The sequence below is a fragment of the Skermanella pratensis genome, from assembly GCF_008843145.1.
Lineage (GTDB): Bacteria > Pseudomonadota > Alphaproteobacteria > Azospirillales > Azospirillaceae > Skermanella > Skermanella pratensis.
Genome location: NZ_CP030265.1, coordinates 2,273,047 through 2,295,936, shown reverse-complemented (window position 1 = coordinate 2,295,936; position 22,890 = coordinate 2,273,047). Strand labels below are relative to the sequence as shown.

Annotated in this window: 24 protein-coding genes and 2 tRNA genes; 16 read left to right on the top strand and 10 right to left on the bottom strand. The window is 65.7% G+C overall.

Going from position 1 to position 22,890, the window contains the following annotated elements:
• Nucleotides 1–8 precede the first annotated feature (8 nt).
• Together DPR14_RS10370 and ptsP are read left to right on the top strand one after the other, a co-directional pair.
• On the top strand, nucleotides 9–320 hold the full coding sequence (locus tag DPR14_RS10370; RefSeq protein WP_158045057.1) for an HPr family phosphocarrier protein: 312 nt from the start codon (nucleotides 9–11) through the stop codon (nucleotides 318–320).
• Nucleotides 310–2,136, top strand: coding sequence for a phosphoenolpyruvate--protein phosphotransferase (gene ptsP / locus DPR14_RS10365; RefSeq protein WP_158045056.1), 1,827 nt, complete (start codon nucleotides 310–312; stop codon nucleotides 2,134–2,136). The genes DPR14_RS10370 and ptsP overlap by 11 nt, the downstream gene beginning before the upstream one ends.
• A gap of 21 nt (nucleotides 2,137–2,157) precedes the next feature.
• Here ptsP and DPR14_RS10360 read toward each other — a convergent pair whose 3' ends face one another.
• Nucleotides 2,158–2,424, bottom strand: coding sequence for a hypothetical protein (locus tag DPR14_RS10360; protein WP_158045055.1), 267 nt, complete (start codon nucleotides 2,422–2,424; stop codon nucleotides 2,158–2,160).
• Nucleotides 2,425–2,763: 339 nt separating this feature from the next.
• Between DPR14_RS10360 and ahcY the strand changes: the two genes are divergently transcribed.
• Nucleotides 2,764–4,068, top strand: coding sequence for an adenosylhomocysteinase (gene ahcY / locus DPR14_RS10355; RefSeq protein ID WP_158045054.1), 1,305 nt, complete (start codon nucleotides 2,764–2,766; stop codon nucleotides 4,066–4,068).
• A gap of 43 nt (nucleotides 4,069–4,111) precedes the next feature.
• Here ahcY and DPR14_RS10350 read toward each other — a convergent pair whose 3' ends face one another.
• From DPR14_RS10350 to DPR14_RS10335, 4 genes are all read right to left on the bottom strand, one after another.
• Entirely contained in the window at nucleotides 4,112–5,194 is a 1,083-nt protein-coding gene (locus DPR14_RS10350; protein ID WP_158045053.1) for a CAP domain-containing protein, read from the bottom strand.
• Nucleotides 5,195–5,515: 321 nt separating this feature from the next.
• Nucleotides 5,516–6,445, bottom strand: coding sequence for a heme-dependent oxidative N-demethylase family protein (locus DPR14_RS10345; protein WP_246149138.1), 930 nt, complete (start codon nucleotides 6,443–6,445; stop codon nucleotides 5,516–5,518).
• A complete protein-coding gene (locus DPR14_RS10340) occupies nucleotides 6,442–7,014 on the bottom strand; it encodes a septation protein A (RefSeq protein WP_158045052.1) in 573 nt (190 codons plus the stop codon). Before DPR14_RS10340 ends, DPR14_RS10345 begins: the two co-directional genes overlap by 4 nt.
• A 107-nt stretch (nucleotides 7,015–7,121) precedes the next feature.
• A complete protein-coding gene (locus DPR14_RS10335; protein ID WP_158045051.1) occupies nucleotides 7,122–7,691 on the bottom strand; it encodes a Spy/CpxP family protein refolding chaperone in 570 nt (189 codons plus the stop codon).
• Between the two features lie 188 nt (nucleotides 7,692–7,879).
• Between DPR14_RS10335 and DPR14_RS10330 the strand changes: the two genes are divergently transcribed.
• The 3 genes from DPR14_RS10330 to DPR14_RS10320 all read left to right on the top strand — a co-directional run bounded on the left by DPR14_RS10330 (nucleotide 7,880) and on the right by DPR14_RS10320 (nucleotide 10,399).
• Nucleotides 7,880–8,614, top strand: a complete 735-nt coding sequence (locus tag DPR14_RS10330) for a response regulator (RefSeq protein WP_158045050.1) — start codon at nucleotides 7,880–7,882, stop codon at nucleotides 8,612–8,614.
• A 1-nt stretch (nucleotide 8,615) separates the two neighbouring features.
• Nucleotides 8,616–9,989 carry an ATP-binding protein gene (locus tag DPR14_RS10325; protein WP_158045049.1) on the top strand — a complete coding sequence of 458 codons (1,374 nt, stop codon included), beginning with the start codon at nucleotides 8,616–8,618 and terminating at the stop codon, nucleotides 9,987–9,989.
• Nucleotides 9,990–10,114: 125 nt separating this feature from the next.
• Entirely contained in the window at nucleotides 10,115–10,399 is a 285-nt protein-coding gene (locus DPR14_RS10320) for a hypothetical protein (RefSeq protein ID WP_192499393.1), read from the top strand.
• A gap of 10 nt (nucleotides 10,400–10,409) precedes the next feature.
• On the opposite strand, the gene DPR14_RS10315 is transcribed toward DPR14_RS10320, so the two are convergent.
• Nucleotides 10,410–11,171 carry an ABC transporter permease gene (locus DPR14_RS10315; RefSeq protein WP_343038724.1) on the bottom strand — a complete coding sequence of 254 codons (762 nt, stop codon included), beginning with the start codon at nucleotides 11,169–11,171 and terminating at the stop codon, nucleotides 10,410–10,412.
• Nucleotides 11,172–11,277: 106 nt separating this feature from the next.
• Between DPR14_RS10315 and DPR14_RS10310 the strand changes: the two genes are divergently transcribed.
• Both DPR14_RS10310 and tldD read left to right on the top strand, forming a co-directional pair.
• The gene (locus tag DPR14_RS10310; protein WP_158045048.1) at nucleotides 11,278–12,873 is read left to right on the top strand and encodes a lysine--tRNA ligase; all 1,596 of its coding nucleotides are present in this window, start codon (nucleotides 11,278–11,280) and stop codon (nucleotides 12,871–12,873) included.
• A 135-nt stretch (nucleotides 12,874–13,008) separates the two neighbouring features.
• Nucleotides 13,009–14,445, top strand: a complete 1,437-nt coding sequence (gene tldD / locus DPR14_RS10305) for a metalloprotease TldD (RefSeq protein ID WP_158045047.1) — start codon at nucleotides 13,009–13,011, stop codon at nucleotides 14,443–14,445.
• 82 nt (nucleotides 14,446–14,527) lie between these two features.
• Here tldD and DPR14_RS10300 read toward each other — a convergent pair whose 3' ends face one another.
• Nucleotides 14,528–14,752, bottom strand: coding sequence for a hypothetical protein (locus tag DPR14_RS10300; protein WP_158045046.1), 225 nt, complete (start codon nucleotides 14,750–14,752; stop codon nucleotides 14,528–14,530).
• Nucleotides 14,753–14,993: 241 nt separating this feature from the next.
• On the opposite strand from DPR14_RS10300, the gene DPR14_RS10295 reads away from it, so the two are divergent.
• Nucleotides 14,994–15,069 (top strand) — tRNA-Phe (locus tag DPR14_RS10295).
• A gap of 5 nt (nucleotides 15,070–15,074) precedes the next feature.
• Here DPR14_RS10295 and DPR14_RS10290 read toward each other — a convergent pair.
• Nucleotides 15,075–15,299, bottom strand: coding sequence for a hypothetical protein (locus DPR14_RS10290; RefSeq protein WP_192499392.1), 225 nt, complete (start codon nucleotides 15,297–15,299; stop codon nucleotides 15,075–15,077).
• Nucleotides 15,300–15,451: 152 nt separating this feature from the next.
• On the opposite strand from DPR14_RS10290, the gene DPR14_RS10285 reads away from it, so the two are divergent.
• Nucleotides 15,452–15,527: transfer RNA gene (locus DPR14_RS10285), tRNA-Phe, on the top strand.
• Between the two features lie 312 nt (nucleotides 15,528–15,839).
• Nucleotides 15,840–16,007, top strand: coding sequence for a YdcH family protein (locus DPR14_RS10280; RefSeq protein ID WP_158045044.1), 168 nt, complete (start codon nucleotides 15,840–15,842; stop codon nucleotides 16,005–16,007).
• Between the two features lie 136 nt (nucleotides 16,008–16,143).
• Here the strand turns inward: DPR14_RS10280 and DPR14_RS10275 are convergent, their stop codons facing one another.
• Both DPR14_RS10275 and DPR14_RS10270 read right to left on the bottom strand, forming a co-directional pair.
• Nucleotides 16,144–17,322 (bottom strand): MFS transporter, encoded by a 1,179-nt coding sequence (locus tag DPR14_RS10275; protein ID WP_158045043.1) that lies wholly within the window; start codon nucleotides 17,320–17,322, stop codon nucleotides 16,144–16,146.
• Nucleotides 17,323–17,518: 196 nt separating this feature from the next.
• Nucleotides 17,519–18,172, bottom strand: coding sequence for a TetR/AcrR family transcriptional regulator (locus DPR14_RS10270; RefSeq protein WP_158045042.1), 654 nt, complete (start codon nucleotides 18,170–18,172; stop codon nucleotides 17,519–17,521).
• 177 nt (nucleotides 18,173–18,349) lie between these two features.
• On the opposite strand from DPR14_RS10270, the gene DPR14_RS10265 reads away from it, so the two are divergent.
• The 5 genes from DPR14_RS10265 to sdhD all read left to right on the top strand — a co-directional run bounded on the left by DPR14_RS10265 (nucleotide 18,350) and on the right by sdhD (nucleotide 22,883).
• Nucleotides 18,350–19,444: an HlyD family secretion protein gene (locus DPR14_RS10265; RefSeq protein ID WP_246149136.1), complete on the top strand. Its 1,095-nt coding sequence runs from the start codon at nucleotides 18,350–18,352 to the stop codon at nucleotides 19,442–19,444.
• On the top strand, nucleotides 19,444–21,000 hold the full coding sequence (locus DPR14_RS10260) for a DHA2 family efflux MFS transporter permease subunit (RefSeq protein WP_158045041.1): 1,557 nt from the start codon (nucleotides 19,444–19,446) through the stop codon (nucleotides 20,998–21,000). The genes DPR14_RS10265 and DPR14_RS10260 overlap by 1 nt, the downstream gene beginning before the upstream one ends.
• Nucleotides 21,001–21,288: 288 nt before the next feature.
• Complete coding sequence (locus DPR14_RS10255) at nucleotides 21,289–21,480, top strand: hypothetical protein (protein ID WP_158045040.1); 192 nt, start codon at nucleotides 21,289–21,291, stop codon at nucleotides 21,478–21,480.
• A gap of 596 nt (nucleotides 21,481–22,076) precedes the next feature.
• Nucleotides 22,077–22,472, top strand: a complete 396-nt coding sequence (sdhC, locus tag DPR14_RS10250) for a succinate dehydrogenase, cytochrome b556 subunit (protein ID WP_343038723.1) — start codon at nucleotides 22,077–22,079, stop codon at nucleotides 22,470–22,472.
• 9 nt (nucleotides 22,473–22,481) lie between these two features.
• Entirely contained in the window at nucleotides 22,482–22,883 is a 402-nt protein-coding gene (sdhD, locus tag DPR14_RS10245; RefSeq protein WP_158045038.1) for a succinate dehydrogenase, hydrophobic membrane anchor protein, read from the top strand.
• The last annotated feature ends 7 nt before the right edge of the window (nucleotides 22,884–22,890 follow it).

Genomic DNA, 22,890 nt, shown 5'->3' with positions numbered 1-22,890 from the left:
ACTGGAAAATGTCGGTATCCGGCACTGAGAACGCCTCCGGCGGCAAGACCCCGGACGCTTGCGACACCGTAACCATCTGCAACCAGCGCGGCCTGCATGCCCGCGCGGCGGCCAAGTTCGTCAAGCTGGCCGCCCTGTACGACGCGGAGGTCGAGGTCGAACGGAACGACATGATCGTTTCAGGCCAGTCGATCATGGGCCTAATGATGCTTGCGGCCAGCCAGGGCTGCACCGTCACCCTGCGCGCCTATGGGAACCAGGCGGAGCCGGTGATCACGGCGCTGGTGGACCTGATCGGGCGCAAGTTCGATGAAGACTGACCGGGATTCCTCGAAACCTTCCGAGCCGACGGACAACAGGATTCCCGGAACCTCCGCCGGACCCACGTCGCCCGAGCGGATGCTGCGCGGTCTGGGCGTTTCCTCCGGTATCGCCGTCGGACCCGCCTATGTGGTCGACAGCGGAACGCTCCAGGTGCCCGAGTACCAGATCGACGCGGACCAGATCGAGGCGGAACGGGCGCGCTTCGCCGAAGCCACGGGCAAAGCCTGCCGGCAGATCCGCAAGCTGAAGGAGAAAGCATCGCTTCTGCCCGAATCGGCGGCGGAGGATGTCGGTTTCCTGCTCGATGCCCATCTGGCCATGCTGTCCAACTCTCGGCTGACGCGCGGCGTGGAACGCCGGATCGTGACCGACCGGATCAACGCGGAAGGTGCGGTCCAGGCGGAGATCGCGGCACTGGCCCACAGCTTCGCGGAGATGAACGACACCTACATCTCGGCGCGCATCGCCGACGTGCGCGAGGTCGGCGGCCGACTGATCCGGGTGCTGCTGCAACGCAAGTTCCAGGCGTTCTCCCAGGTTCCCGAAGGCAGCATCATCATCGCGGAGGAGTTGACCCCGGCCGATACCGCCTTGATGGACCCGCGCCGGATCGGCGGCTTCGCGACCGTGCTGGGCGGGGCCGAGGGCCACACCGCGATCATGGCGCGGTCGCTGGGCCTGCCCGCGGTGCTGGGCGTCGCGGGACTGATGCACGGGGTGCGCACCGGCGACCGGGTGGTCGTGGACGGCATCTCCGGCCGGGTCTTCATCAATCCGGGCGCTGCGACGCTGAACGGTTTCCAATCGCGCCAGCAGGATCTGGCCCGCGAACGGGAGTCGCTGAAACGCCTGCGTGACTTGCCGGCGGTGACCCGCGACGGCACGTCGATCGTGCTGAACGCGAACATCGAGATGCCGCGCGACGTCGAGGGCGCCATGGACTGCGGTGCCGCCGGAGTCGGCCTGTTGCGGACCGAGTTCCTCTACATGAACCGGGACGACCTGCCGGACGAGGAGGAGCAGTACGAAAGCATGAAGGGCATCGTCGAGGGCATGCAGGGCCGCACCGTGACCGCGCGGACCCTGGACGTCGGTGGCGAGAAGCTGGCGACCTCGCTCGGCGGCCACTTCGCGGAATGCGCCAACCCGGCCCTGGGCTTGCGCGCCATCCGGCTGTCCCTACGCGAGCCGAAGCTGCTGGAAACCCAGCTCGCCGCGATGCTGCGCGCGGGCGCGCACGGTCCGGTCCGCATCCTGCTGCCGATGATCTGCACGGTCTCGGAGGTGCGGAAGGTCCGAGAGATCCTGATCCGCGTCGCCAACCGGCTGAAGCGGCGCGGCGTGCGGATCGCCGACCCGCTGCCGCCGCTGGGCGTGATGATCGAAATTCCCGGCGCCGCCCTGTCGGCCGACGCGCTGGCGACGACCTGCGATTTCTTCGCGATCGGAACCAACGACCTGACCCAGTACACCCTGGCGATCGACCGCGGCGACGAGCAGGTGGCCCATCTCTACGATCCGCTCCACCCCGCGGTGCTGCGCCTGATCCAGTTCTCGACCGAAGCGGCGCTGAGGGCGCGCATCCCCGTCAGCGTGTGCGGCGAGATCGCCGGCGACCCCCGGTACGCCGCCCTGCTCCTGGGGTTCGGCATCCGGGAACTGTCAATGTCGCCCGGATCGCTGCTGGCGGTGAAGCGCCGGATCCGGGGATTGGACCTGGTGGAGGCCACCCGCCGGGCGCGGGTCATCATGGAGCAGAGCGATGCGGGCCGGATCGCCATCCTGCTCGACGATTTCAACGCGCTGGCGTGACGGGAACGCCGCGGCGAGGAGTCAAGTCTGCCCGGCCGTATCGGAAGCGCCGATCCGCCGCGTCACGCGGATCAGCACCGCCGCCAGCAGGACCGCACATCCGGCGGCGAGGGTCAGGCCGGTCGCCTCGACGCTCTCGGAGAGATGCAGTCCCAAGGCCGCCAGGAAGGCCAGGTCGGCCAGGAAAGCCATGCCCAGCAGCACCTGCAATGCCGTTTCCATCCTGCGCGCGGGGGTCTTGAGCCTGGGGGCGGCCGGTGGTTCCGGCTGGTTTCTCGGCTCCAACATGGCATCGGCTCCCAAGGTTGGCCGCTGAGTCGGTCCGCTGCGGTCGCGACGATCCGGAGGTCCTTCGCAATGCCGCACATGCGAAGTCTACGTCGTTCGTTATATGCACTCCGTTTTCCAGGTCCATGATTTTTTTCGGACCGATCGATCCGTGATCATAACGATGCAGGAGCGGCCATGCCTCTCGTAAAGTGCGACAGGCCGCCGCAACTTTCAACCGTTCACGCTTGCCGCACATTGTTGCAAACATAAAGATATCTTTATGCTTGCCCAGAAGGTCGGCTCTTGATAAACCCTGCGCAGTCACTCGTACCGCAGTTACCGCAAGGAGTTTTCCAGATGGCCGTCGCCAGTGGTTTCACTGATTACAAGGTCAAGGACATCGAGCTCGCCGGCTGGGGCCGCAAGGAAATCGCGATCGCCGAGACCGAGATGCCCGGCCTGATGGCTCTGCGCGAGGAATTCGGCGACTCCAAGCCGCTCAAGGGTGCGCGGATCGTCGGCTGCCTGCACATGACGATCCAGACCGCCGTCCTGATCGAGACGCTGACCCACCTGGGCGCCACCGTCCGCTGGTCCTCGTGCAACATCTTCTCGACCCAGGACCAGGCCGCCGCCGCCATCGCCGCCGCCGGCATCCCCGTGTTCGCCTGGAAGGGCGAGACGGAGGAGGAGTTCTGGTGGTGCATCGAGCAGAGCCTTCGCGGGCCCGACGGCTGGACACCGAACATGATCCTGGACGATGGCGGCGACGTCACCCAGATCATGCACGAGAAATACCCGGAGATGCTGAACGATGTCCGCGGCCTGTCCGAGGAGACGACCACCGGCGTCCACCGCCTCTACGAGATGGTCAAGGCCGGCACGCTGAAGGTGCCTGCGATCAACGTCAACGACAGCGTGACGAAGTCGAAGTTCGACAACCTGTACGGCTGCCGCGAGAGCCTGGTCGACGGCATCAAGCGCGCCACCGACGTGATGATGGCCGGCAAGGTCGCCGTGGTCGCCGGCTATGGCGACGTGGGCAAGGGCTCGGCCGCCTCGCTGCGCAGCCAGGGCGCGCGCGTCCTGGTCACCGAGATCGACCCGATCAACGCGCTCCAGGCCGCCATGGAAGGCTATCAGGTCACCACCATGGACGACGCCGCCCCGGTGGGCGACATCTTCGTGACGGCGACCGGCAATGTGGACGTGATCACCCAGGATCACATGCGCCAGATGAAGGACCGGGCGATCGTCTGCAACATCGGTCACTTCGACAGCGAGATCCAGATCGACAGCCTGCGCAATTACGCCTGGGAAGAGGTGAAGCCGCAGGTGGACGAGGTGGTGTTCCCCGACGGCAAGCGGCTGATCGTGCTGGCCAAGGGCCGGCTGGTCAATCTCGGCTGCGCCACCGGCCACCCCAGCTTCGTGATGTCCGCCAGCTTCACCAACCAGGTGCTGGCCCAGATCGAGCTCTGGCAGAACCACGCCAAGTACGAGCGCAACGTCTATGTGCTGCCCAAGCACCTGGACGAGAAGGTCGCCCGCCTGCACCTCGGCAAGATCGGCGCGAAGCTGACCGAGCTGACCGAGAAGCAGTCGGCCTATATCGGCGTTCCGGCCGCCGGCCCGTACAAGCCCGACCACTACCGCTACTAAGACCGTCGGGGCCGGCCCGGGATAACCGGGCCGGCCCTTCGAGTCAGACCCACTGGCCGTCGTCGGCGTTCCGGACGTCGGGCAGGCCGGCAAGGTCGATGTAACCCGACAGTTCGTCCGCGATGGCATCCACGTCGATCGTCCGCAGCATGTCGACTCCGTCCTGCAGAGTGTTGATCCAGGCATCCGGCAAGGATTCGCCGGTCCGGACATGATCGACCAGCGCGGTGAAGTCCAGCCCTTCGGTTTCAGCCGCGAAATAGTCGATCAGCGAAGCCAGTGAGTCGGTACCGGACACACCGGCCACCTCGCTGCCCGGGGCTGGCGCGGCGACATCCGGATCGATCAGGTCGAGCTTCACGTTCTCGCTGCCGAGTTCCACGGTCTGCACCACGGGAGATGCCAGCCCGCCGCCGGAGAACGTGACCGAGTAGGTTCCCGGCTGGGCCGCGATCTCGTAACCTCCGGCCATGCCGGTCAGGTCCGTCAGGGTGATCGGTTCGGCCGATCCCATCGGGGTCGCGCTGACATTGATACCGCCCCTTCCCTCCCCCGGCGTGTAGAAATCGTTCCCGTCCAGGTCGTCATAGGCGACGCCGGTCAGGAACACGTCGTCGCCGGTCTTGCCGAAGTTTTCGGCGACCATCAGCGTATCGTAACCCTGGAAGTCACCGGAGACCGTGGCGGTACCGATCTCGCGGAAATCGTCCTGAAGGATATTCTCGCGATGGCCGGGGCTGAGGAACAGCGCATCGTGCTGGCGGTCAAGCGATTCGGCGGGATCTTCGGCGGATCCGATGGTGCCGCGCCAGGATATGTTCTCGCCCCAGCGCCAGTTACCGGTGAACCCGTAGCCGGCGTCCGCCATCCGGATGCCCGGATTGCTGCCCTCCGCGCCCGTGTGCGAGAACACGTCGGCATCCAGCATCCACTCCGCATGGCCGCGCGCCGCTTCGGTCAGGTCCGGATCGAAGGCGAGCGGCTGCTTGGGCGCCGTGCTGATCTGTCCCCCCGGAAGCCCCTGGTTGATGTCGATACCCAGGCGCGAGGCTTCCGCGGTTGGATCCAATCGCGCCCGGTTGATCAATTCGATCAGGTATTGATCGAGCGAAGTCGGCTCGGTCATCTCATCACCTCAAATGAATCCCATCTTAGGGGCAGCAATAGCTCCTGCACTATGGAAAGTACCGTTACAATTATGAGCCACCGTACGGGTCTATTTCCATCGGTCAACGCATTGTCGGACCGACTTACGATCTATCGTGCTGACTATTATTAGTGGTCCTGCACAGTGTTTTTGATGACGTTCGGCGGAGCGGAGTGCCGTAGTGCCGTAGTGCCGTAGGTCGGCCTTAGCCCGTCAGGGCGAACGCCGACACCCTGCGTCAACGCTCCGGCCACGCTGTCGGCGTCGGCCTTCGGCCGAGGCCGACCTACGATAGATCAATCAAAACCACTGTGCCGAGCCACTAGCGGACTCACCGGTCATACGATCCAGACAGGCCAGCAGAGCTGACCTGAACGGCGTGATGCTCTTGTAGCGGGCCGTGTCGTCGGGCAAGGCGCGGACCGCCGAGGCCAGGCGAGCCGCATCCTGCGGCCGGCCGGCCAAGGCCTCGACCGGGCGCTGATGGGTCCGGATCGTGAAGAGGACGGCCCCGGTGCGCGGCAGGCGCCGCAGCGTCTGCCGCTCGACGCGCAGGAAGACACGCGCCCCGGCATTCTCCGCCGTGATGCTCAAATCGGCATCGCGCCGCCCGTGCCCCAGCGGCTGGAACAGCGCCGGATCGTCCGTCAGGGACCAGTTCAGCCGCCAGACCGGCCGGTCCGGCGTCATCAGGCCGAGGAAACGGTCGACCGGCTTGCCCAGGCGGTCGGCATAAGCCGGTACCGGAGCATGGATGCCCAGCATGGGCAGGCCAAGCTTGTCGGCGAGCCTCCAGCGGTTGGGAAAGCACAGGACGCCCGCGGTCAGGCGAAGCTCCCCATCCACTTCCTGGAGAATGCAGAAGTCTTCCTGGACCAGACGCCCGGCGATCTCCAGCGGGTCGGGCAATTCGCCCTCGATCCTCCAGCGGTCCCCGGTGACCCGGTTCAGCAGTTCCGGGCCGGACCGCTGGAAACGGTCGGGGAACCGCTCGGGCAGGAAACCGGCGAGTTGGTCCAGGACCTCGCGGCAGGCTCCGGCCGCTTCCGGCCGCATGGCCAGGACGTCGTCGCGCCGCTCGATCAGCAGGCGATCGCGCAGAGCTATCTCAGAGGCGTAATTGCCGTCTATCTCGATCCAGTCCGCCGGCTTCAGGGCCATCAGTCCCATCGCCATGCGGAACGGCCCCTCGGCGAACGGCAGGTAGTCGGGAACGCTTTCCGCGGTCATTCGGCGCGCGCGGGCTCCTTGGGATCGGCCTCGTCGGGAATCTGATGCTTCATGATCACCGGCATCTGAAGCCCGCTGAACACCAGGGTGAGCGGCAGGATCCCGAACACCTTGAAATTGACCCAGGCATCGGTGGTCATGGTGCGCCACACCACCTCGTTGAGCACGGCCAGAATCACGAAGAAGCAGGCCCAGCGCACCGTCAGGATGCGCCAGCCCTCCTCGCTCAGGTTCAGCACCGTCCCGAGCAGGGGCTTCATCACGTTCCGGCGGAGCGCCAGGCTGGTGAACAGAACGGTCGCGAACAGCAGGTTGACCACGGTCGGCTTGAGCTTGATGAACAGGTCGTCATCGAGCCACAGGGTCAATCCGCCGAACAGGATCACGAAGAAGCAACCGACCAGGGGCATGATCGGCAGCTTGCGTTCCAGGTGCCAGGACAGCAGCACGGCCACGGCCGTAGCCGTCATGAAGGCGCCCGTGCCGACCATGATGCCGGCCTTGGAATTGGTCACGAAGAAGACCGCAAGCGGCCCGGCTTCGATGAGGAGTCTGGTCAGTTGGTTCACGGTTCTTACATAGCGGCGGCGCGGCGGCTCTCAAAGAGAAAACAGCGCGCTGCCGACGAAGGAGGCCCGGCGCGCTCCCCAGCGCGCCGGGCCTCCACACCCGCCGGTTACATCGGGCCGCGGTCACCGCGCGGGCCGTCGCCATGGCCATGACCATGCCCGCGGCCGTGGCGCGGCCCGTGACCGAACTCGCCGAAGCCGCCCGGCCCGTGCCGCATCATGCGCTCCATCATCTCGTCGGCGGTCTTCTTCTGCTCGTCCGAGAAGCCGGCATAGAGCTGGTCGAGCGCCGGGCGGATCTGGCGGACCTGCTCAAGCCGGGCCGTCATCATCTCCTCCATGCGCTGGGCCCGCTCCGGCAGGGTCGCGGGGCGGGTGAAAGCCTCCGGGTTCTCGCAGCGCTGCTTCATGGGGCTTTCGCTGTTCTTGACCGCCTGGGCGAAATTGTCCCAAACCGGACGCTGGGCGTCGGTGATCCTCAGACGGGTCTCCGCGAAGGCCAGCATGCCGGCGACGCGGGCGTCCAGGTTCTCGCACATCCTTTCGAAGCGCGGACCAGGACCACCGGGGCCGCCAGGACCGCCGCCGGGACCGCCGGGACCGCCCTGGGCGAAGACCGGGACGGCGGCTGCGAGCATCGTGCCGAGCACGGCGGTTGCCAAAACGGTACGATTCATCTTCTGTCTCCATCTGTCCTGCGAAGCAAATCGTCGCTTCGATGACCTGAAGATGGGGGACGACCTTTGCCGTTCGATGTCTCCGGCAGGGGCATTTGGTAACGCTGTGTAACCGGCGCCCCCGCTGTAACGATCCGTTACAACAATTCCCTTAGCTCTCCGATATTCCCTGAACGATGATGCCGGCCATGGACAAGCAGCCCCACCTTCTCGTGGTCGACGACGATCGGGAAATACGCACCCTGATCTCCCAGTTCCTCACCAAGCACGGCTATCGCGTGTCAAGTGCCCGCGACGGGGCGGAGATGATGCAGCTGCTGGAGACTTCCCGTATCGACCTGATCGTCCTCGACCTCATGATGCCCGGCGAGGACGGGCTGGCGCTGTGCCGCCGCCTGCGCGCCCAGCCCGGGCCGGCCGGCGCCGTTCCCATCATCATGCTGACCGCCATGGGCGAGGAGACGGACCGGATCGTCGGGCTGGAGATGGGCGCCGACGACTATCTGGCGAAACCCTTCAACCCGCGCGAGCTGCTGGCCCGCGCCAAGGCGGTGCTGCGACGCTCCACCGGACTGCCGGTCGGAGCTTCGGCGGAAGCGGCCATCCGCGGGCTGACCTTCGAAGGGTGGCGGCTCGACGTCGCCAAGCGGGAGCTGTGGTCGCCCGACGACGTGCTGGTCCAACTCAGCGCCGGCGAGTTCGATCTGCTGGTAGCCTTCGCCGAACATCCCCAGCGGGTGCTGAACCGCGACCAGCTCCTCGACCTCGCGCGCGGGCGCACCGCCATGCCGTTCGACCGCAGCGTCGACGTCCAGGTCAGCCGCCTCCGCCGCAAGATCGAGCCGGACCCGAAGGAGCCTACCCTGATCAAGACGGTGCGCAGCGGCGGCTATATCTTCACCCCGACCGTCACGAAGGCCTGACATGTGGGAGCGGTTCAAGCGGCGGTTCCTTCCGGCGGGGATCGCGGTCCGGCTTGGCTTGACGGTGCTGATGGCGCTGGCGCTGACCCAGGCGATCAGCGCGCTGGTATACGTGACCGACCGCGGCGAAGGCCATCCGCGGCACAGCCCCCGGGAGATGGTCGAGCGGGTGGCGGCCATCGTCCGCCTCGCCGACGAGACCCAGCCCCAGTTCCGGCCGCGGGTGGTGCGCGCGGTCGATGCGCCCGGTCTGGAGGTGGAATGGCGCCCCAGGGCGCCGGAGATCGGCCGGAACCAGGTCGGGTTTCCCCTGGACGGTTTCCGCCGGAGGCTGCGCAACGCCTTGGAGGACCCGACGCGGGAGATCCTGATCGAGGTGCGGAACGGCCCGCCCAGCCCGGGTCCCCTGGCGCCGATCGAGGCGCGCTTGTTCGGCAACGTCATGCAGATGGCGCTGCCCCTGTCGGACGGCACCTGGCTGGTGTTCCGGTCCGACCCCGACCGGGACGGCCCTTTCCGGCTGATCCGCTTCGGCTTGTGGATGGGGCTTGTCGGGCTGGTCATCTTCGGGCTGTCCCTGTGGGTTGGACGCCGGCTGAGCGCGCCGCTGAAGCGGTTCGCGGAGGCGGCCCAGCGGCTGGGCGTCGACGGCGAGGCCCCGCTGCTCCCGGAGGCCGGGCCGCGCGAGCTGCGGCAGGCGACCCGCGCCTTCAACCAGATGCAGACCCGGCTGCACCGGTTCGTCGAGGACCGCACGCAGATGCTGGCCGCGATCAGCCATGACCTGCGCACGCCGCTGACCCGCCTGAGGCTCCGCGCCGAGTTCGTCGAAGACCCGGAGCAGCAGCGCAAGATGCTGGCCGACCTGGAGGAGATGGAGACGATGATCGCCTCCACCCTCGCCTTCGCCCGCGACGACGCCCGCAAGGAGCCGCGCGTTCCGATCGACCTCGCGGCGCTGCTCCAAAGCCTTGTCGACGACCTCGGGGATGCCGGTTACACGATCGATTATTCAGGTCCGGAGCACAGGACGATCGCCTGCCGCCCGGTGGCGCTGCGCCGCGCGATCGGCAACCTGATCGACAACGCCCTGAAATACGGCGGCTGCGCCCGGGTGGCGCTGCTGGACCATCGGGAAGACGGGCATGTCGCGATACGCATAGACGACGACGGACCGGGCATTCCGGTGGAGGAGCAGGAGAAGGTCTTCGCCCCCTTCTACCGGCTGGAGCGGTCGCGCAGTCGCGATACCGGCGGCACCGGCCTCGGCCTTTCCGTCGCCCGCACGATCGCCCGAGCCCACGGCGGCGACGTCACGCTTCGCAACCGGCCCGGCGGCGGACTCAGCGCCGACCTGCTGCTGGCCGAGGCGTAATCCCTCCGGTCGCACCCCGGCCCGGAAGCGGCACTACCGCTTTATTTCGCGCAAGGTGATGCTGGTCACAGGGCATGCGCCGGCATTGCGGCAGGCTGCCTCCAGTTGATCCATGAGGCTCTTCCATGACGATGAAGTTGGGTACCGTTTCCCTGCTGGCCGGCTGCATCCTGGTGTCGGCCTGCACGCTGAACCATGCCGAGCGCCGCGCCGCCACGGGCGGCGCGCTGGGGGCGGGTGCCGGTGCCGCGGGAGGCTACCTGTTCGGCTACGATCCCCTCGGCGGCGCCCTGGTCGGCGGTGCCGGCGGCGCCCTGCTGGGCGCACTGACCACGCCGGACGGCGGGCGGGAGGTCCATCACCACCATCGCCATGGCAAGAAGAAGAAATGGCGCCGGTACGACGACTGACGCCGTCCGCTCAGCCGGCGGACCGCCGCGCCACCTGTCCGACGGCATAGGCCGCGGCGTTGATCGCCAGGGTCAGCGCCAGCAGCAGGATGCCGAGCCCGAGCGCCAGGGGCAGGTCGCCGCGGCCGGTTTCCAGCGTGATCGCGGTGGTCATGGTCCGGGTAACGCCGGCGATGTTGCCGCCGACGATCAGCACCGCCCCCACCTCGGCGCTGGCCCGGCCGAAACCGGCGAGCACGCCGGTGACCAGGCTGAAGCGCGCGTCCCACAGCAGCGTCGGGATCGCGCGCCGGCGCGTCGATCCAAGGGAACGAAGCTGCTCCTCGTACTCGCTCCACATGTCCTCGACCACCTGCCGGGTGATCGAGATGACGATGGGAGTGACCAGGACCGTCTGGGCGATGACCATGGCTGCGGGGGTGAACAGCAGACCCAGCCCGCCGAGCGGGCCGGAACGCGACAGCATCAGGTAGACCAAGAGCCCGGCCACGACCGGCGGCAGCCCCATCAGGGCGTTGCACAGGACGATGGCGAGTCCCCGGCCCGGAAACCGCGCGATCCCCAGCATCGCGCCGAGCGGAAGGCCGATCACCATGGCGATCCCGACAGCCGTCAGGGTGACGCGCAGCGACAGCAGCACGATCCGGGCCAATTGGTCGTCGAATCCCAGGATCAGGCCGGCCGCGGCGGCGAAGGCGTCGATCACGTCCTGCATCATGAAGGCCATCGGAGTTGCCGGAGGGATGCCATGGTAGCCAGCCCCCCGATGCACGACAACTCCCCCGGCCCCGATTGCCGGCGTCGCGTCGCGATTGACCGGCGCGCCCAAGTTCCCTAGGGTCGCCGCTTCCAATCTATATCCCGAGCGGTGAAGTACGATGTCTGGCGAACAGGAATTGGCATTGCAGGCCAAGGCGTGGCCCTTCGAAGAAGCGCGCAAGCTGATCGCGCGCTACAAGGGCAAAGCGCCGGCCAAAGGCTATGTCCTGTTCGAGACCGGATACGGGCCATCGGGACTGCCGCATATCGGCACCTTCGGCGAGGTCGCGCGCACGACCATGGTGCGCCGCGCTTTCCAGCTCATGGCGCCGGACGTGCCGACCCGCCTGTTCGCCTTCTCCGACGACATGGACGGGCTGCGCAAGGTCCCGGACAACATCCCGAACCAGGAGATGGTGCGCGAATACCTGGGCAGGCCGCTGACCAAGGTGCCCGACCCGTTCGGCAAGTTCGAAAGCTTCGGCCACCACAACAACGCGATGCTGCGGGGCTTCCTCGACAGCTTCGGGTTCGAGTACGAATTCCAGTCCGCGACCGACTGGTACGGTTCGGGCCGGTTCGACGAGGCGCTGCTGACCGTTCTACGGAACTACGACGCCGTCATGAAGGTGATGCTGCCGTCGCTGCGCGAGGAGCGGGCGGCGACCTACAGCCCGTTCCTGCCGGTCTCCCCGACCACGGGCCGCGTGCTCCAGGTACCGATCCTGGAACACGACGTGGATGCCGGCACCATCGTGTTCGAGGACGAGGACGGCCGGAAGAAGGAGGCTCCCGTCACCGGCGGCCATTGCAAGCTGCAATGGAAGCCGGACTGGGGCATGCGCTGGCACGCGCTTGGCGTCGACTACGAGATGTCGGGCAAGGACCTGATTCCATCGGTCGAACTGGCCGGGAAGATTTGCCGCATCCTGGGCACCCAGCCGCCGGAGGGCTTCAATTACGAGCTGTTCCTGGACGACAGGGGCCAGAAGATCTCGAAGTCCAAGGGCAACGGCTTGTCGGTCGAGGAATGGCTGCGCTACGCTCCGCCGGAGAGCCTGTCGCTCTACATGTTCCAGAAGCCGCGCGTCGCGAAGCGTCTCTACTTCGACGTGATCCCCCGGGCGGTGGACGAGTACCTGGCCTTCGTCTCCAAGTTCCCGTCGGAGGAGCCGGCCCGCAAGCTGGAGAACCCGGCCTGGCACATCCATGGCGGCCACCCGCCGGAGGCGCGAAGCGACCTGAGCTTCAACATCCTGCTGAACCTGGCCGGCGTCGCCAACGCGGAGAGCAAGGACGTGATGTGGGGCTTCATCACCCGCTACGCGCCCGATGCCAATCCCGAAAGCGCACCGTTCCTGGACCGGCTGGTGCAGTACGCGGTGAACTATTACCAGGACTTCGTCAAGCCGACGAAGCGATACCGCGCGCCGACCGAACAGGAGCGCGCGGCGATGCGGGAGCTGCTGGACGAGCTGGGCCGGCTGCCCGACGGCGCCAAGGCGGAGGAGATCCAGTTCCAGGTCTACGAGATCGGCAAGCGGCACGGCTTCGCCGACCTGAAGAGCTGGTTCCAGGCGCTCTACGAGGTGCTGTTGGGCCAGACCATGGGACCGCGCATGGGCAGCTTCATCGAGCTGTACGGCATCGGCAATACCCGCGACCTGATCGCCCAGGCGCTTGAGCGGAAGATGGAGCCGCAGCCCGCCGGCTGACGGCCGTGGCGTGAAGGACGGGGGGCGAGGGCCGGGCCTCGGTCGGCCCTTCACATCCGCCGGGGCTGGCCCACATAAGTATTCTACCCTTATGATGGGCCAGTTGCCACGGCATCCCCCCTTCCGGAGTCTTGTATGAGCACGCTCGCCGTAACCGACGACATCTTCTTCAACCGCGCCGGGCTCGACCGGTCACGCACCGAATCGATCGTGTCGGAAGCATTGGCGGGTGCCGACGACGGCGAACTCTTCCTGGAATACAGCCAGTCCGAAAGCCTGGCCTGGGACGACGGCAAGCTGAAGAGCGCCAGCTTCGACACCAGCCAGGGCTTCGGTCTCCGCGCGATCTCCGGCGAGTCGACCGGCTATGCCCACGCCTCCACCCTGTCGGAAGAAGCCATCCGCCGCGCGGCGGAGACCGTCAAGGCGGTCCATGCCGGCCACAGCGGCACCATGGCCGAGCCGCCGACCGGCACCAACCGCGCGCTCTACGAGGCGATCAACCCGCTCGCCCTGGTCGATTTCGAGACCAAGGTCAAGCTGCTGTCGGACATCGACGCCTATGCACGGGGCCGTGACCCGAGGGTCCGGCAGGTTTCCGCGTCGATCGGCGGCGAGTGGCAGGCGGTCCAGATCATCCGCGCCGACGGGCTGCGCGTCTCCGACGTCCGCCCGCTGGTCCGCCTGAACATCTCGGTCGTGGTCGCCGATGGCGACCGCATGGAGAGCGGCGGCCACGGCGTCGGCGGCCGGACCAGCTACGACGCCTACCTGGACCCTACCGCCTGGCGGGGGCAGGTGGACGAAGCGCTCCGACAGGCCCTGGTCAACCTGGGTTCGGTCGCGGCGCCGGCCGGCGAGATGACGGTCGTGCTGGGCAACGGCTGGCCCGGCATCCTGCTGCACGAGGCGATCGGCCACGGGCTTGAAGGCGACTTCAACCGCAAGAAGACGTCCGCCTTCGCCGGGCTTCTCGGTCAGCGGATCGCCGCTCCGGGGGTGACGGTGGTCGATGACGGGACCATCGAGGGCCGGCGCGGCTCGCTGACGGTCGACGACGAGGGCACGCCGAGCCAGTCCACCACCCTGATCGAGGACGGCATCCTGGTAGGATTCATGCAGGACCGCATGAACGCCCGCCTGATGGGCGCCAAGCCGACTGGGAACGGCCGCCGCCAGAGCTTCGGCCATCACCCGATGCCGCGGATGACCAACACGGTGATGCGCTCCGGCGACAAGACGCCGGAGGAAATCATCCGCTCGGTCAAGAAGGGCCTCTACGCCGTTAACTTCGGCGGTGGGCAGGTGGATATCACCTCGGGCAAGTTCGTCTTCTCCGCCTCGGAAGCGTACCTGATCGAGGACGGCAGGATCGGTCCCGCCGTGAAGGGCGCCACCCTGATCGGCAACGGTGCCGACGCGCTGACCAAGGTCAGCATGATCGGCAACGACATGGCGCTCGACCCGGGTATCGGCACTTGCGGCAAGGAAGGCCAGGGCGTGCCGGTCGGCGTCGGCCAGCCGACCCTGCGGATCGACGGCCTGACCGTTGGCGGCACCGCCGCCGCCTGATCCGCCGCCTGATCCGACGACTGCGTCAGCCGTATCGCGCCCACGCGGGCCGTGGTGCGGCTGACCCAGGAGCCTCAAACCCTTAGGCGGCTGTCGCCTGCTGCCGCTCCGCGGTCTTGATCATCCTGTCCACCAGTTCCCGGGTGCTTCCGGTAGCGCCGCAGGCCGGGCACTCCACCGAGATGCTGTGGCGCGGAGCGGTGAAGTCATGGCCGTTCGGGCAGGTGATCCGGAAACTGTTTTGTTCGCGCGCGACGATCTTCATGACGTCACCCCCTTCGGGCTGGATGCTTGCTGCTGTCATCATACCGTCATGGGCTTTCGGCACCTTGCGACATGATCTCACAGGATACCATGTTGCGCCGCGTCATCGACGGCGCGAACCGGGAATGCGGGACGCGGACGGCTACTCCCTTCATGGCAGCCGGAAGGCCAGGCGGCCGGTTCACGAAATCTGCGCGAAAATGAAATCCGGTGCTGGACAGGTCCCGTAATATTTCCTACAAGCACGCCCCGACGGCGACGCTCCAGGCTACGCCGGACAGGATGCCCAGGTAGCTCAGTTGGTAGAGCAGGGGACTGAAAATCCCCGTGTCGGCGGTTCAAATCCGTCCCTGGGCACCACCTCCCTACCGACTGCCCCGCAGAAATTCGAATACGCTGTCAATCGCCGCGCTCGTCATATATCTGAGCCCGGATCGAGTTGGATTCACGTCGTTGACGGCGGGCGTCTCATAAACCGGACGCAAACGATCAATGCGGTCCACCAGTCTTGCCAATCGATCCTCGATCTCGACGAGGCCGGCGCGAAACTCATCCGGATGCCGCTCCACCACGGCAGCCAGCCTCCGCAAGGGGAATTCTTCCCCCAATGTCGTGTAACCGGATTACGCTGACAAGCACTTCCGGCAACTTCTCCCCTGGACAGCCTCGGCGATCTTTTCTATAAGCACGTCCCTGCCCCACCGCAGCACGGCAACTTCGGCCGATGCGGGATGACGGCGGCGCCCAGGTAGCTCAGTTGGTAGAGCAGGGGACTGAAAATCCCCGTGTCGGCGGTTCAAATCCGTCCCTGGGCACCATTTTTCCTTTATCGGATCGGCGATGCTTCGAGCCCCATGCGGAATACCCGCGTGGTCAAGCCATGCGTGCCGCCATGTGGCCGTTGCCGAAACCCTCATTCCCTACGGCTCGACCTCAAAGTCCGGGAAACATTGGTTAACTCGACTTTCGTTTGCAATCTTAAGAAAAATTATTCTGGTATGCATCTAAACTGGCCCATTGTTGCGTAGAACGCCGGGATTCTTTCAATTTCATACACGAAGAGGCTAGCAATCCCTTCGAGAGTGTGTATGCTTCTCATGTTATAGTCTGAAAGACATGGAGCACGTCACATGGTGAACGAGAATCACATTCAGGCTCTACGCGACCGCCATGCCTCGCTCGACAGACAGATAGAAGCCCTGCAGAAGCAGCCGGGTTCGGAAGATATCGACATCAAGAAACTTAAGTTTGATAAACTCAGGGTAAAGGACGAACTGGCGCGGCTCTCCCGCCACTGAGGAAAAGCACAGGCTTTTCTTCTGCCCTGCGGTCGCCCGGCGAACGCTAGGCGCCGGTCCGCCGCAGGGCGTCTTACCGTGAACCTGCCGCCCCGTTCTTCACCGCATCATCTCCCCGACGCTAAAAAACTCCTTACTATCGCGCCGTCCCGGCTCGCGGTGCCAGCACCCCTGACCGGAATGCCACCAATCCGACCGCAGCGGCAAGGATGCCAAGGGAGCTAGGCAGCCCAATCCCTTCGGCGACGAAGCCGACCAGCGGTGGCCCTGCGAGGAAGCCGAAATACCCAGCCGTCGTCACGGCGGCGATCGCCGATCCCGGAGCCATGCCCGGGGTCCTTCCGGCCGCGCTGAACAGGATCGGGACGACATTGGCGAGGCCCAGCCCGACAAGGCCGAAGCCCACGACCGCGGCCACCGGATCGTGCAGCAGCAATGCTCCGCCCAAGCCGGCCGCCGCCAGCAGCGATCCCCACCGGACCATCGCAACAGGACCGAAGCTGGCGACCATGCGGTCCCCGGTCAGCCTCCCGATCGCCATGGTTGCGGAGAAGACGGCATAACCGGCCCCCGCAAACGCTGCGCCGGTCCCCAGGTCGATTTTCAGGTAAACCGCGGTCCAGTCCGACATGGCGCCCTCCATCATCAGGATGAAGAAGCCCATGACCCCCAGCACCAGCAACCGCCCGCGCGGCAGAACGAAACGGGGGCCGCCGCCGGTGCTGATATCGACTCCCGGGGGCAGCAGGAAACGCGCGGAGCCGAGCACCAGGAGAAACCCCCCGGCCGCCGCCGCGGTCACATGGGCCGCCGGCGTCATCCCGAACGGCAGCAGGACCACCGCACTCCCCGCCCCTACCAGCCCGCCGATGCTGAACAGCGCGTGGAGCGACGACATCACCGGCCGTCCGATGGCGCGCTCGACCGCCACGCCGTGAGCGTTCATCGCGACGTCCATCGCGCCGTTGAACGCCCCGAACAGGATCAAGGCCATGATCAGCGTCGGCAGGCTCGAGGCCAGAAGCAACGGCGGCGCCGCGAGGCAGTACAGGAATGCCGCTGTCAGCGTGACGACGCGGCTACCATGCCGCGCGATAAGCCATCCGGCTATGGGCATGGATACAAGCGATCCGCCTGCAATTCCCAGCAGCGCGAGCCCCAGCGTGCCGGTGCTCAAGCCAAGCTTCTGCTGCACCGTCGGGATATGGGGAATCCAGCTCGACAGGGCGGCGCCGTTGACGAAGAAGATCACGGCGACCGCGATACGGGCCTTTGCCGGTCGGGAGTGGTCCGCGACGGCGAGTTCCTGAGTCATGAACGGTTTCGCATCTCTCAATTTAAGCTAAATACTCAAGCAACCGTCAGCAGAATTGATGTTTTCAGGTCCGCCTGATTCATCAGGATTTTCCGGGAAACCGATGTTGCTGACAGGAGTAGTAGGCTGAATGACTGCTCAATAACGAACGAAGCGCTTTGAAGTCAGCGTTCCCTCGAAGAATGTACCACTTATGTCACGACTTCTCCATCCGATCGCGTGGCAGATAAGCACGGAGAAACGCCCCCACGGCATCCGTCACGACCCTGTCGAGTTCATCCCGAGAGAAATGATCCTTCACGCCGAACAGCACGCTGAAGTGGACCGGGGTCTGCAGCATTCCGATGAAGTGTTCGGCCGCGCGCCCGGGGTCGTCGGTGTCGATCCGGCCGTGCGCCGCCGCCGTGGCGAGATAGGAACCGAGGCTCTGCCTCATCTGGTTTGGACCGGAATTGAAGAAGATCCGGCCGAGATCCGGGAACCTGGCGGACTCCGCCACGACGACACGGAGGATGGCGACGGCCGGCGCCGACAGGATCAGTCCCAGGAAGTTGCGGCCGATCTCGCGGAGCGCGTCCTCGACCTCTTTCTCCTCCACACCGGGTGCCCACAGCAGGCTCTGCTGGGTTCGGCACTCGTGACTGACAATCGCGGCGAAAAGCTCCTCCTTTCCGGAGAAATGCGCATAGAGGGTCGCCTTGGAAACATTCGCCATGCGGGCGATGGCATCCATGCTGGTCGCGCCGAATCCCTGGCTGGTGAACAGCGTCTTCGCGGCCGCCATGATCTGGGCGGGTTTCTGCCCCTGGCGGATTCCGGGGTGCTGGTCCTGAACGGCCGTCCTGGGCATCTCGTCATCTCCGGAAAGCAAGGTTCGTATACTAAACTAAACCGTTCAGTTTCACATTGACAAGACTTATTGGCCTGCTCACTTTGCGGAGGAGCGGAGCGAACTGAACCGTTCAGTTCGACCGAGCCGAGTCAGTTCGCGCAATCCCGGGGGACGGCGCTCTTTGGGGAGTTATGGATGATGCGCAAGTCGATCCCGGTCGTGGCGGCTGTCCTGGTGCTGACGGTCGGCGGCTACTTCGGCTGGCACTGGTGGACCGTCGGGCGCTTCCTGGAATCGACCGACAATGCCTATGTGCACAGCGACATCTCGGTCGTCAGCCCGAAGATCGCCGGATACGTCGCCGATATCCGTGTCATCGAGAACCAGGAAGTCGCGGCCGGCGACGTCCTCGTGGTGATCGACGACGCCGAGTACCGGGCGCAGGAAGCACAGGCCGACGCTGCGATGGAGGCTGCGCAGGCCGCCATCGGCAGCATCGACAGCCGGATCACCCTCGAGCACTCGATGATCGTGCAGAGCCAAGCGACGGTCGCGGGCGCCGAGGCCGACCTGCATCGCGCCCGGCAGGATTACGACAGGGTGAGAAGCCTGGTCAGCGGCGATACGGTAAGCCGCCAGCGGTACGACACCGCGGAGGCCGACCTCCGCAAGGCCGAGGCGGCGCTGAACAAGGCGATTGCCGGCCTGGCGGCGGAGCATGACCAGCTCGGCGTCCTCCAAGCGTCGCGCAAGGAGGCGGAGGCTAAGCTTCGGCAGGCCAAGGCCAACCTCGACCTGGCGCGGAACAACCTGGACCATGCGGTGATCCGCGCGCCCGTCGGCGGCGTGATCGGCAACAAGGGCGTCCAGCTGGGCCAGTATGTCAAGGCGGGCTCGGCACTTCTCGCCGTCGTTCCCCTCCCCGACGTGTACGTCGTCGCGAACTTCAAGGAAACCCAACTCGTCGGCATGCGGCGCGGCCAGTCGGTCGACCTGTCGGTCGACGCCTTCCCCGGACAGGTGCTGCGCGGCGCGGTTGAAAGCTTCGCGCCCGCCAGCGGCGCGCAGTTCAGCCTGCTGCCGCCGGAGAACGCGACAGGCAACTTCACCAAGGTCGTCCAGCGCATTCCCGTCCGCATCGCCGTGCCGTCCGACAACCCCCTGGCCGGCCTGCTCCGGCCGGGGCTTTCGGTCGAGGTTTCGGTCGATACCCGGGACGAGGGGATCGGGCCGCTGGCGGCGGGCGGAATCTTCGGAACCGCCGCAGCGGCCGAGCCGGGACGCAAGTGATGGCGGCTGGAGGCGCGGCGGCCCGGCGCGTCACGGCGAAGGACTGGATCGGCTTCTTCGCCATGGTCGTAGGCATGTTCATGGCGATCCTCGACATCCAGATCGTGTCGAGCAGCCTGGCGGAAATCCAGGCCGGAGTTTCGGCAAGCGCCGACGAGATCAGCTGGGTCCAGACCTCCTACCTGATCGCGGAGGTCATCATGATCCCGCTGTCCGGCATCCTGGCGCGCGTCATGTCGACCCGCTGGCTGTTCGTCGTCTCGGCGATCGGCTTCACCACCATGAGCATTGCCTGCGCCTTCGCCTGGAACATCGAGTCGCTGATCGCCTTCCGCGCTTTGCAGGGCTTCCTGGGCGGCGCCATGATCCCGACCGTGTTCGCCACCAGCTTTTCCCTGTTCCCGGCGGACCGGCGCGCCGGCGTGTCGGTCATGATCGGCCTGGTCGCGACCATGGCGCCGACCCTGGGGCCGACCCTGGGCGGTTATCTGACGCAAAGCCTGTCGTGGCACTGGCTGTTCCTGATCAATGTCGGCCCCGGCTTGGCCGTGTCCGCCCTGGTCTGGAGCTTCGTCGACGTCGACAAGCCGGACTTGGGCGTGCTCAAGGGTTTCGACCTCCCGGGCCTGCTGTTCATGGCGCTTTTCCTGGGCACGCTGGAGTTCGTCGTGGAGGAAGGGCCGCGCAACGACTGGTTCGAGGATCACGCCATCGCGACGGCGGCGGCCGTGTGCGCCGTCAGCGCCGTGCTGTTCTTCCGCCGCGTCCTGACCTATCACAACCCGATCGTCGGCCTGCGCGCCTTCAGGGACCGCAATTTCGCGATCGGCTGCCTGTTCAGCTTCGTCATCGGCGTCGGGCTCTACGGCGCCGTCTACATCATGCCGCTGTTCCTCGACCGCATCCGCGGCCTCAACAGCCTTCAGATCGGCATGGTGATGTTCGTGACCGGCATGTTCCAGTTCGTGTCGGCGCCGGTCGCGGGCATCCTGTCCCGGAAGATGGACCTGCGCCTGATGCTCGCGCTGGGCCTCGCGATGTTCGGCTTCGGCGTGTATCTCAACTCGATCCTCACCGCCGAGTCGGATTTCTGGGAGCTGTTCGTGCCGCAGGCGATCCGCGGCTTCTCCCTGATGCTGTGCTTCATCCCGATCAACACGCTGGCGCTCGGCACCCTGCCGCCCGACCAGCTCAAGAACGCCAGCGGCCTCTACAACCTGATGAGGAACCTGGGCGGAGCCATCGGCCTGGCCGCGATCAACACGGTGCTGATCGACCGCTTCGCCCTCCACATGTCGCGGTTGTCCGACAACATAACCACCGCCCGGCCCGGCGTCCAGGACTTACTGGAAGGCCTGTCTGGCAGCCTGTCCGGCGTGATCCCTGGCGACGCCGACCAGGCCGCGCTGAAGATCGTCCACGGCTTGGTCGAGCGGGAGGCCATGGTCCTGACCTTCAGCGACTGCCTGCTGCTGATGGCGTGCGTCTTCGCCGCCGCGTTCCTGTTCATGCCGCTGGTCCGCAAGCCGCGCGCCGAAGTCGAGGGCGGGCACTGAGGCCGCGTTCGAGTCGCTCCATGCTTCATTCCGCCGCAAGACAAACCACGCGAAAGTGGTAGTATGCCGGCCACACACGCCGTTCACTTATAGTTAATTTCTTTAACGCTATAAGTCAGCGGCAACCAGCCGATATTCACCGAAGCAGAACCGCAGGTAAGCCGTGCGATTATTCACGGTCCGCCGTGGTCTGCTTCACAGGCAAACGGCCTGTTCAAGGCCAGGATATCGGTAACGGTCCAATGGACACACCAGCGGACGCCGGCATTCTTTCGGAGATTAAGTGTTATGGCACAGTCCGTGACCCGCGCGCTCCAGGCTATCAAACGCTATGTCCGGGATCCCGACCAGATCGACCAGGCAATCCTTGCCTCGATCAACATCACGCTCTGTCTTGCCTCCGACGGCGATGATCGCGTCGCCGAAGGCTTCAACAACGATATCCTGACCAACGGCAAGCGGTTCCGCGCCGGCTCGTGACCAAATCCCGCACCGTCCCCGGCTGCGGGGCCACCCTGCCCCGTCGGGCCCGCGGCGCCAGATGCCGGGCCTAACGCGATGCAGCCGAATGTTCCGCATTGCGATCGCAAAAAAATGGACGCTGGCGCAAATGGTCGCGGCTCCTTCCGGGCAGATCCGGTTTCAACGGCAACGATGCCCATAATTCCGCCACACTGATATAATAACTTGCGATATCGTTAGTGGTGCGTCAGTCCAGTTCAATGAAACTGACATATCCCGGCGATCACGCCGCAAGAACGTCGATTTCTTCCCGCATCGTGGAAAGAAACTGACACCCGTTAGCGGACCGGCGGCTGCACTGGACTGTGTCCGCCGCAATCGGATACTTTACGGCCGCGACCGCGCACATACCGGCCGTTTGACCTCCGTCCCTACGACGTCCGGCTGGGCAACCATTGGAAGCACGGATCATGCTGCACCGCGGTGCCGCAGTGCGGTCGATGCGGCCGGGTGCCGTTGACTCGGTGGGACCGGCGGCGTAAATCAAGCACGCAAAATAAAAATCCGGGTTTTCGCACAGCCGCGCGCGTCGAGTTGCGGCAGCCCAAGCGAGGATGTCAGATATGTCGAACGGCAGTCGGCCGCTATCACCCCATCTGCAAATTTACCGACCACAGATCACGTCCGTCCTTTCCATTTCGCACCGTGTGACCGGCATCGGGCTCACGGTGGGCACGATACTGATGGTCTGGTGGCTGCTCGCCGCCGCCGCGGGACCGGAAAGCTACGCGCGCGCAGCCGGGTTCATGGGATCGTTCTTCGGGCTGCTGCTGCTGTTCGCCTGGACCTTCGCTATGTGGTTCCATTTCTGCGCCGGCATCCGGCACCTGGTCTGGGACACGGGCTACGGCCTGGAGCTTCCCCAGGTGTATATCGGCGGCTGGATCGTGATCGGGGCCGCCGCCGGCCTCACGATCCTGACCTGGATCGCCGCCCTGATCGCCTGGTGAGGAAGACAGATGGCTAACACAAGCTCCAATCCCGGACTGCGCACCCAGCTCGGCCGCGTCCGCGGCCTCGGTTCGGCGAAGGCCGGCTCGCACCACTGGATGTTGTCCAGGCTGACATCCATCGCCCTGATCCCGCTGACCCTGTGGTTCGTGTTCGGGGTCCTTAGCATCATCGGCGACGGCCATGCCGCCGCCGTCCAGTGGCTGCGGTCGCCCTTCTCGGCGATCATGATGATCCTGTTCGTCGGTGTGACGTTTCACCACACAGCCTCCGGTATCCAGGTCGTCCTGGAAGACTATGTTCATAACGAGTGGGTGAAGGTCGTAGCGATCATTGCGGCGAAGTTCCTGTGCTTCGTCCTGGCGGTGGCCGGCATCTTCGCCGTTCTCAAGATTGCATTCGGAGGCTGAGGCAGCG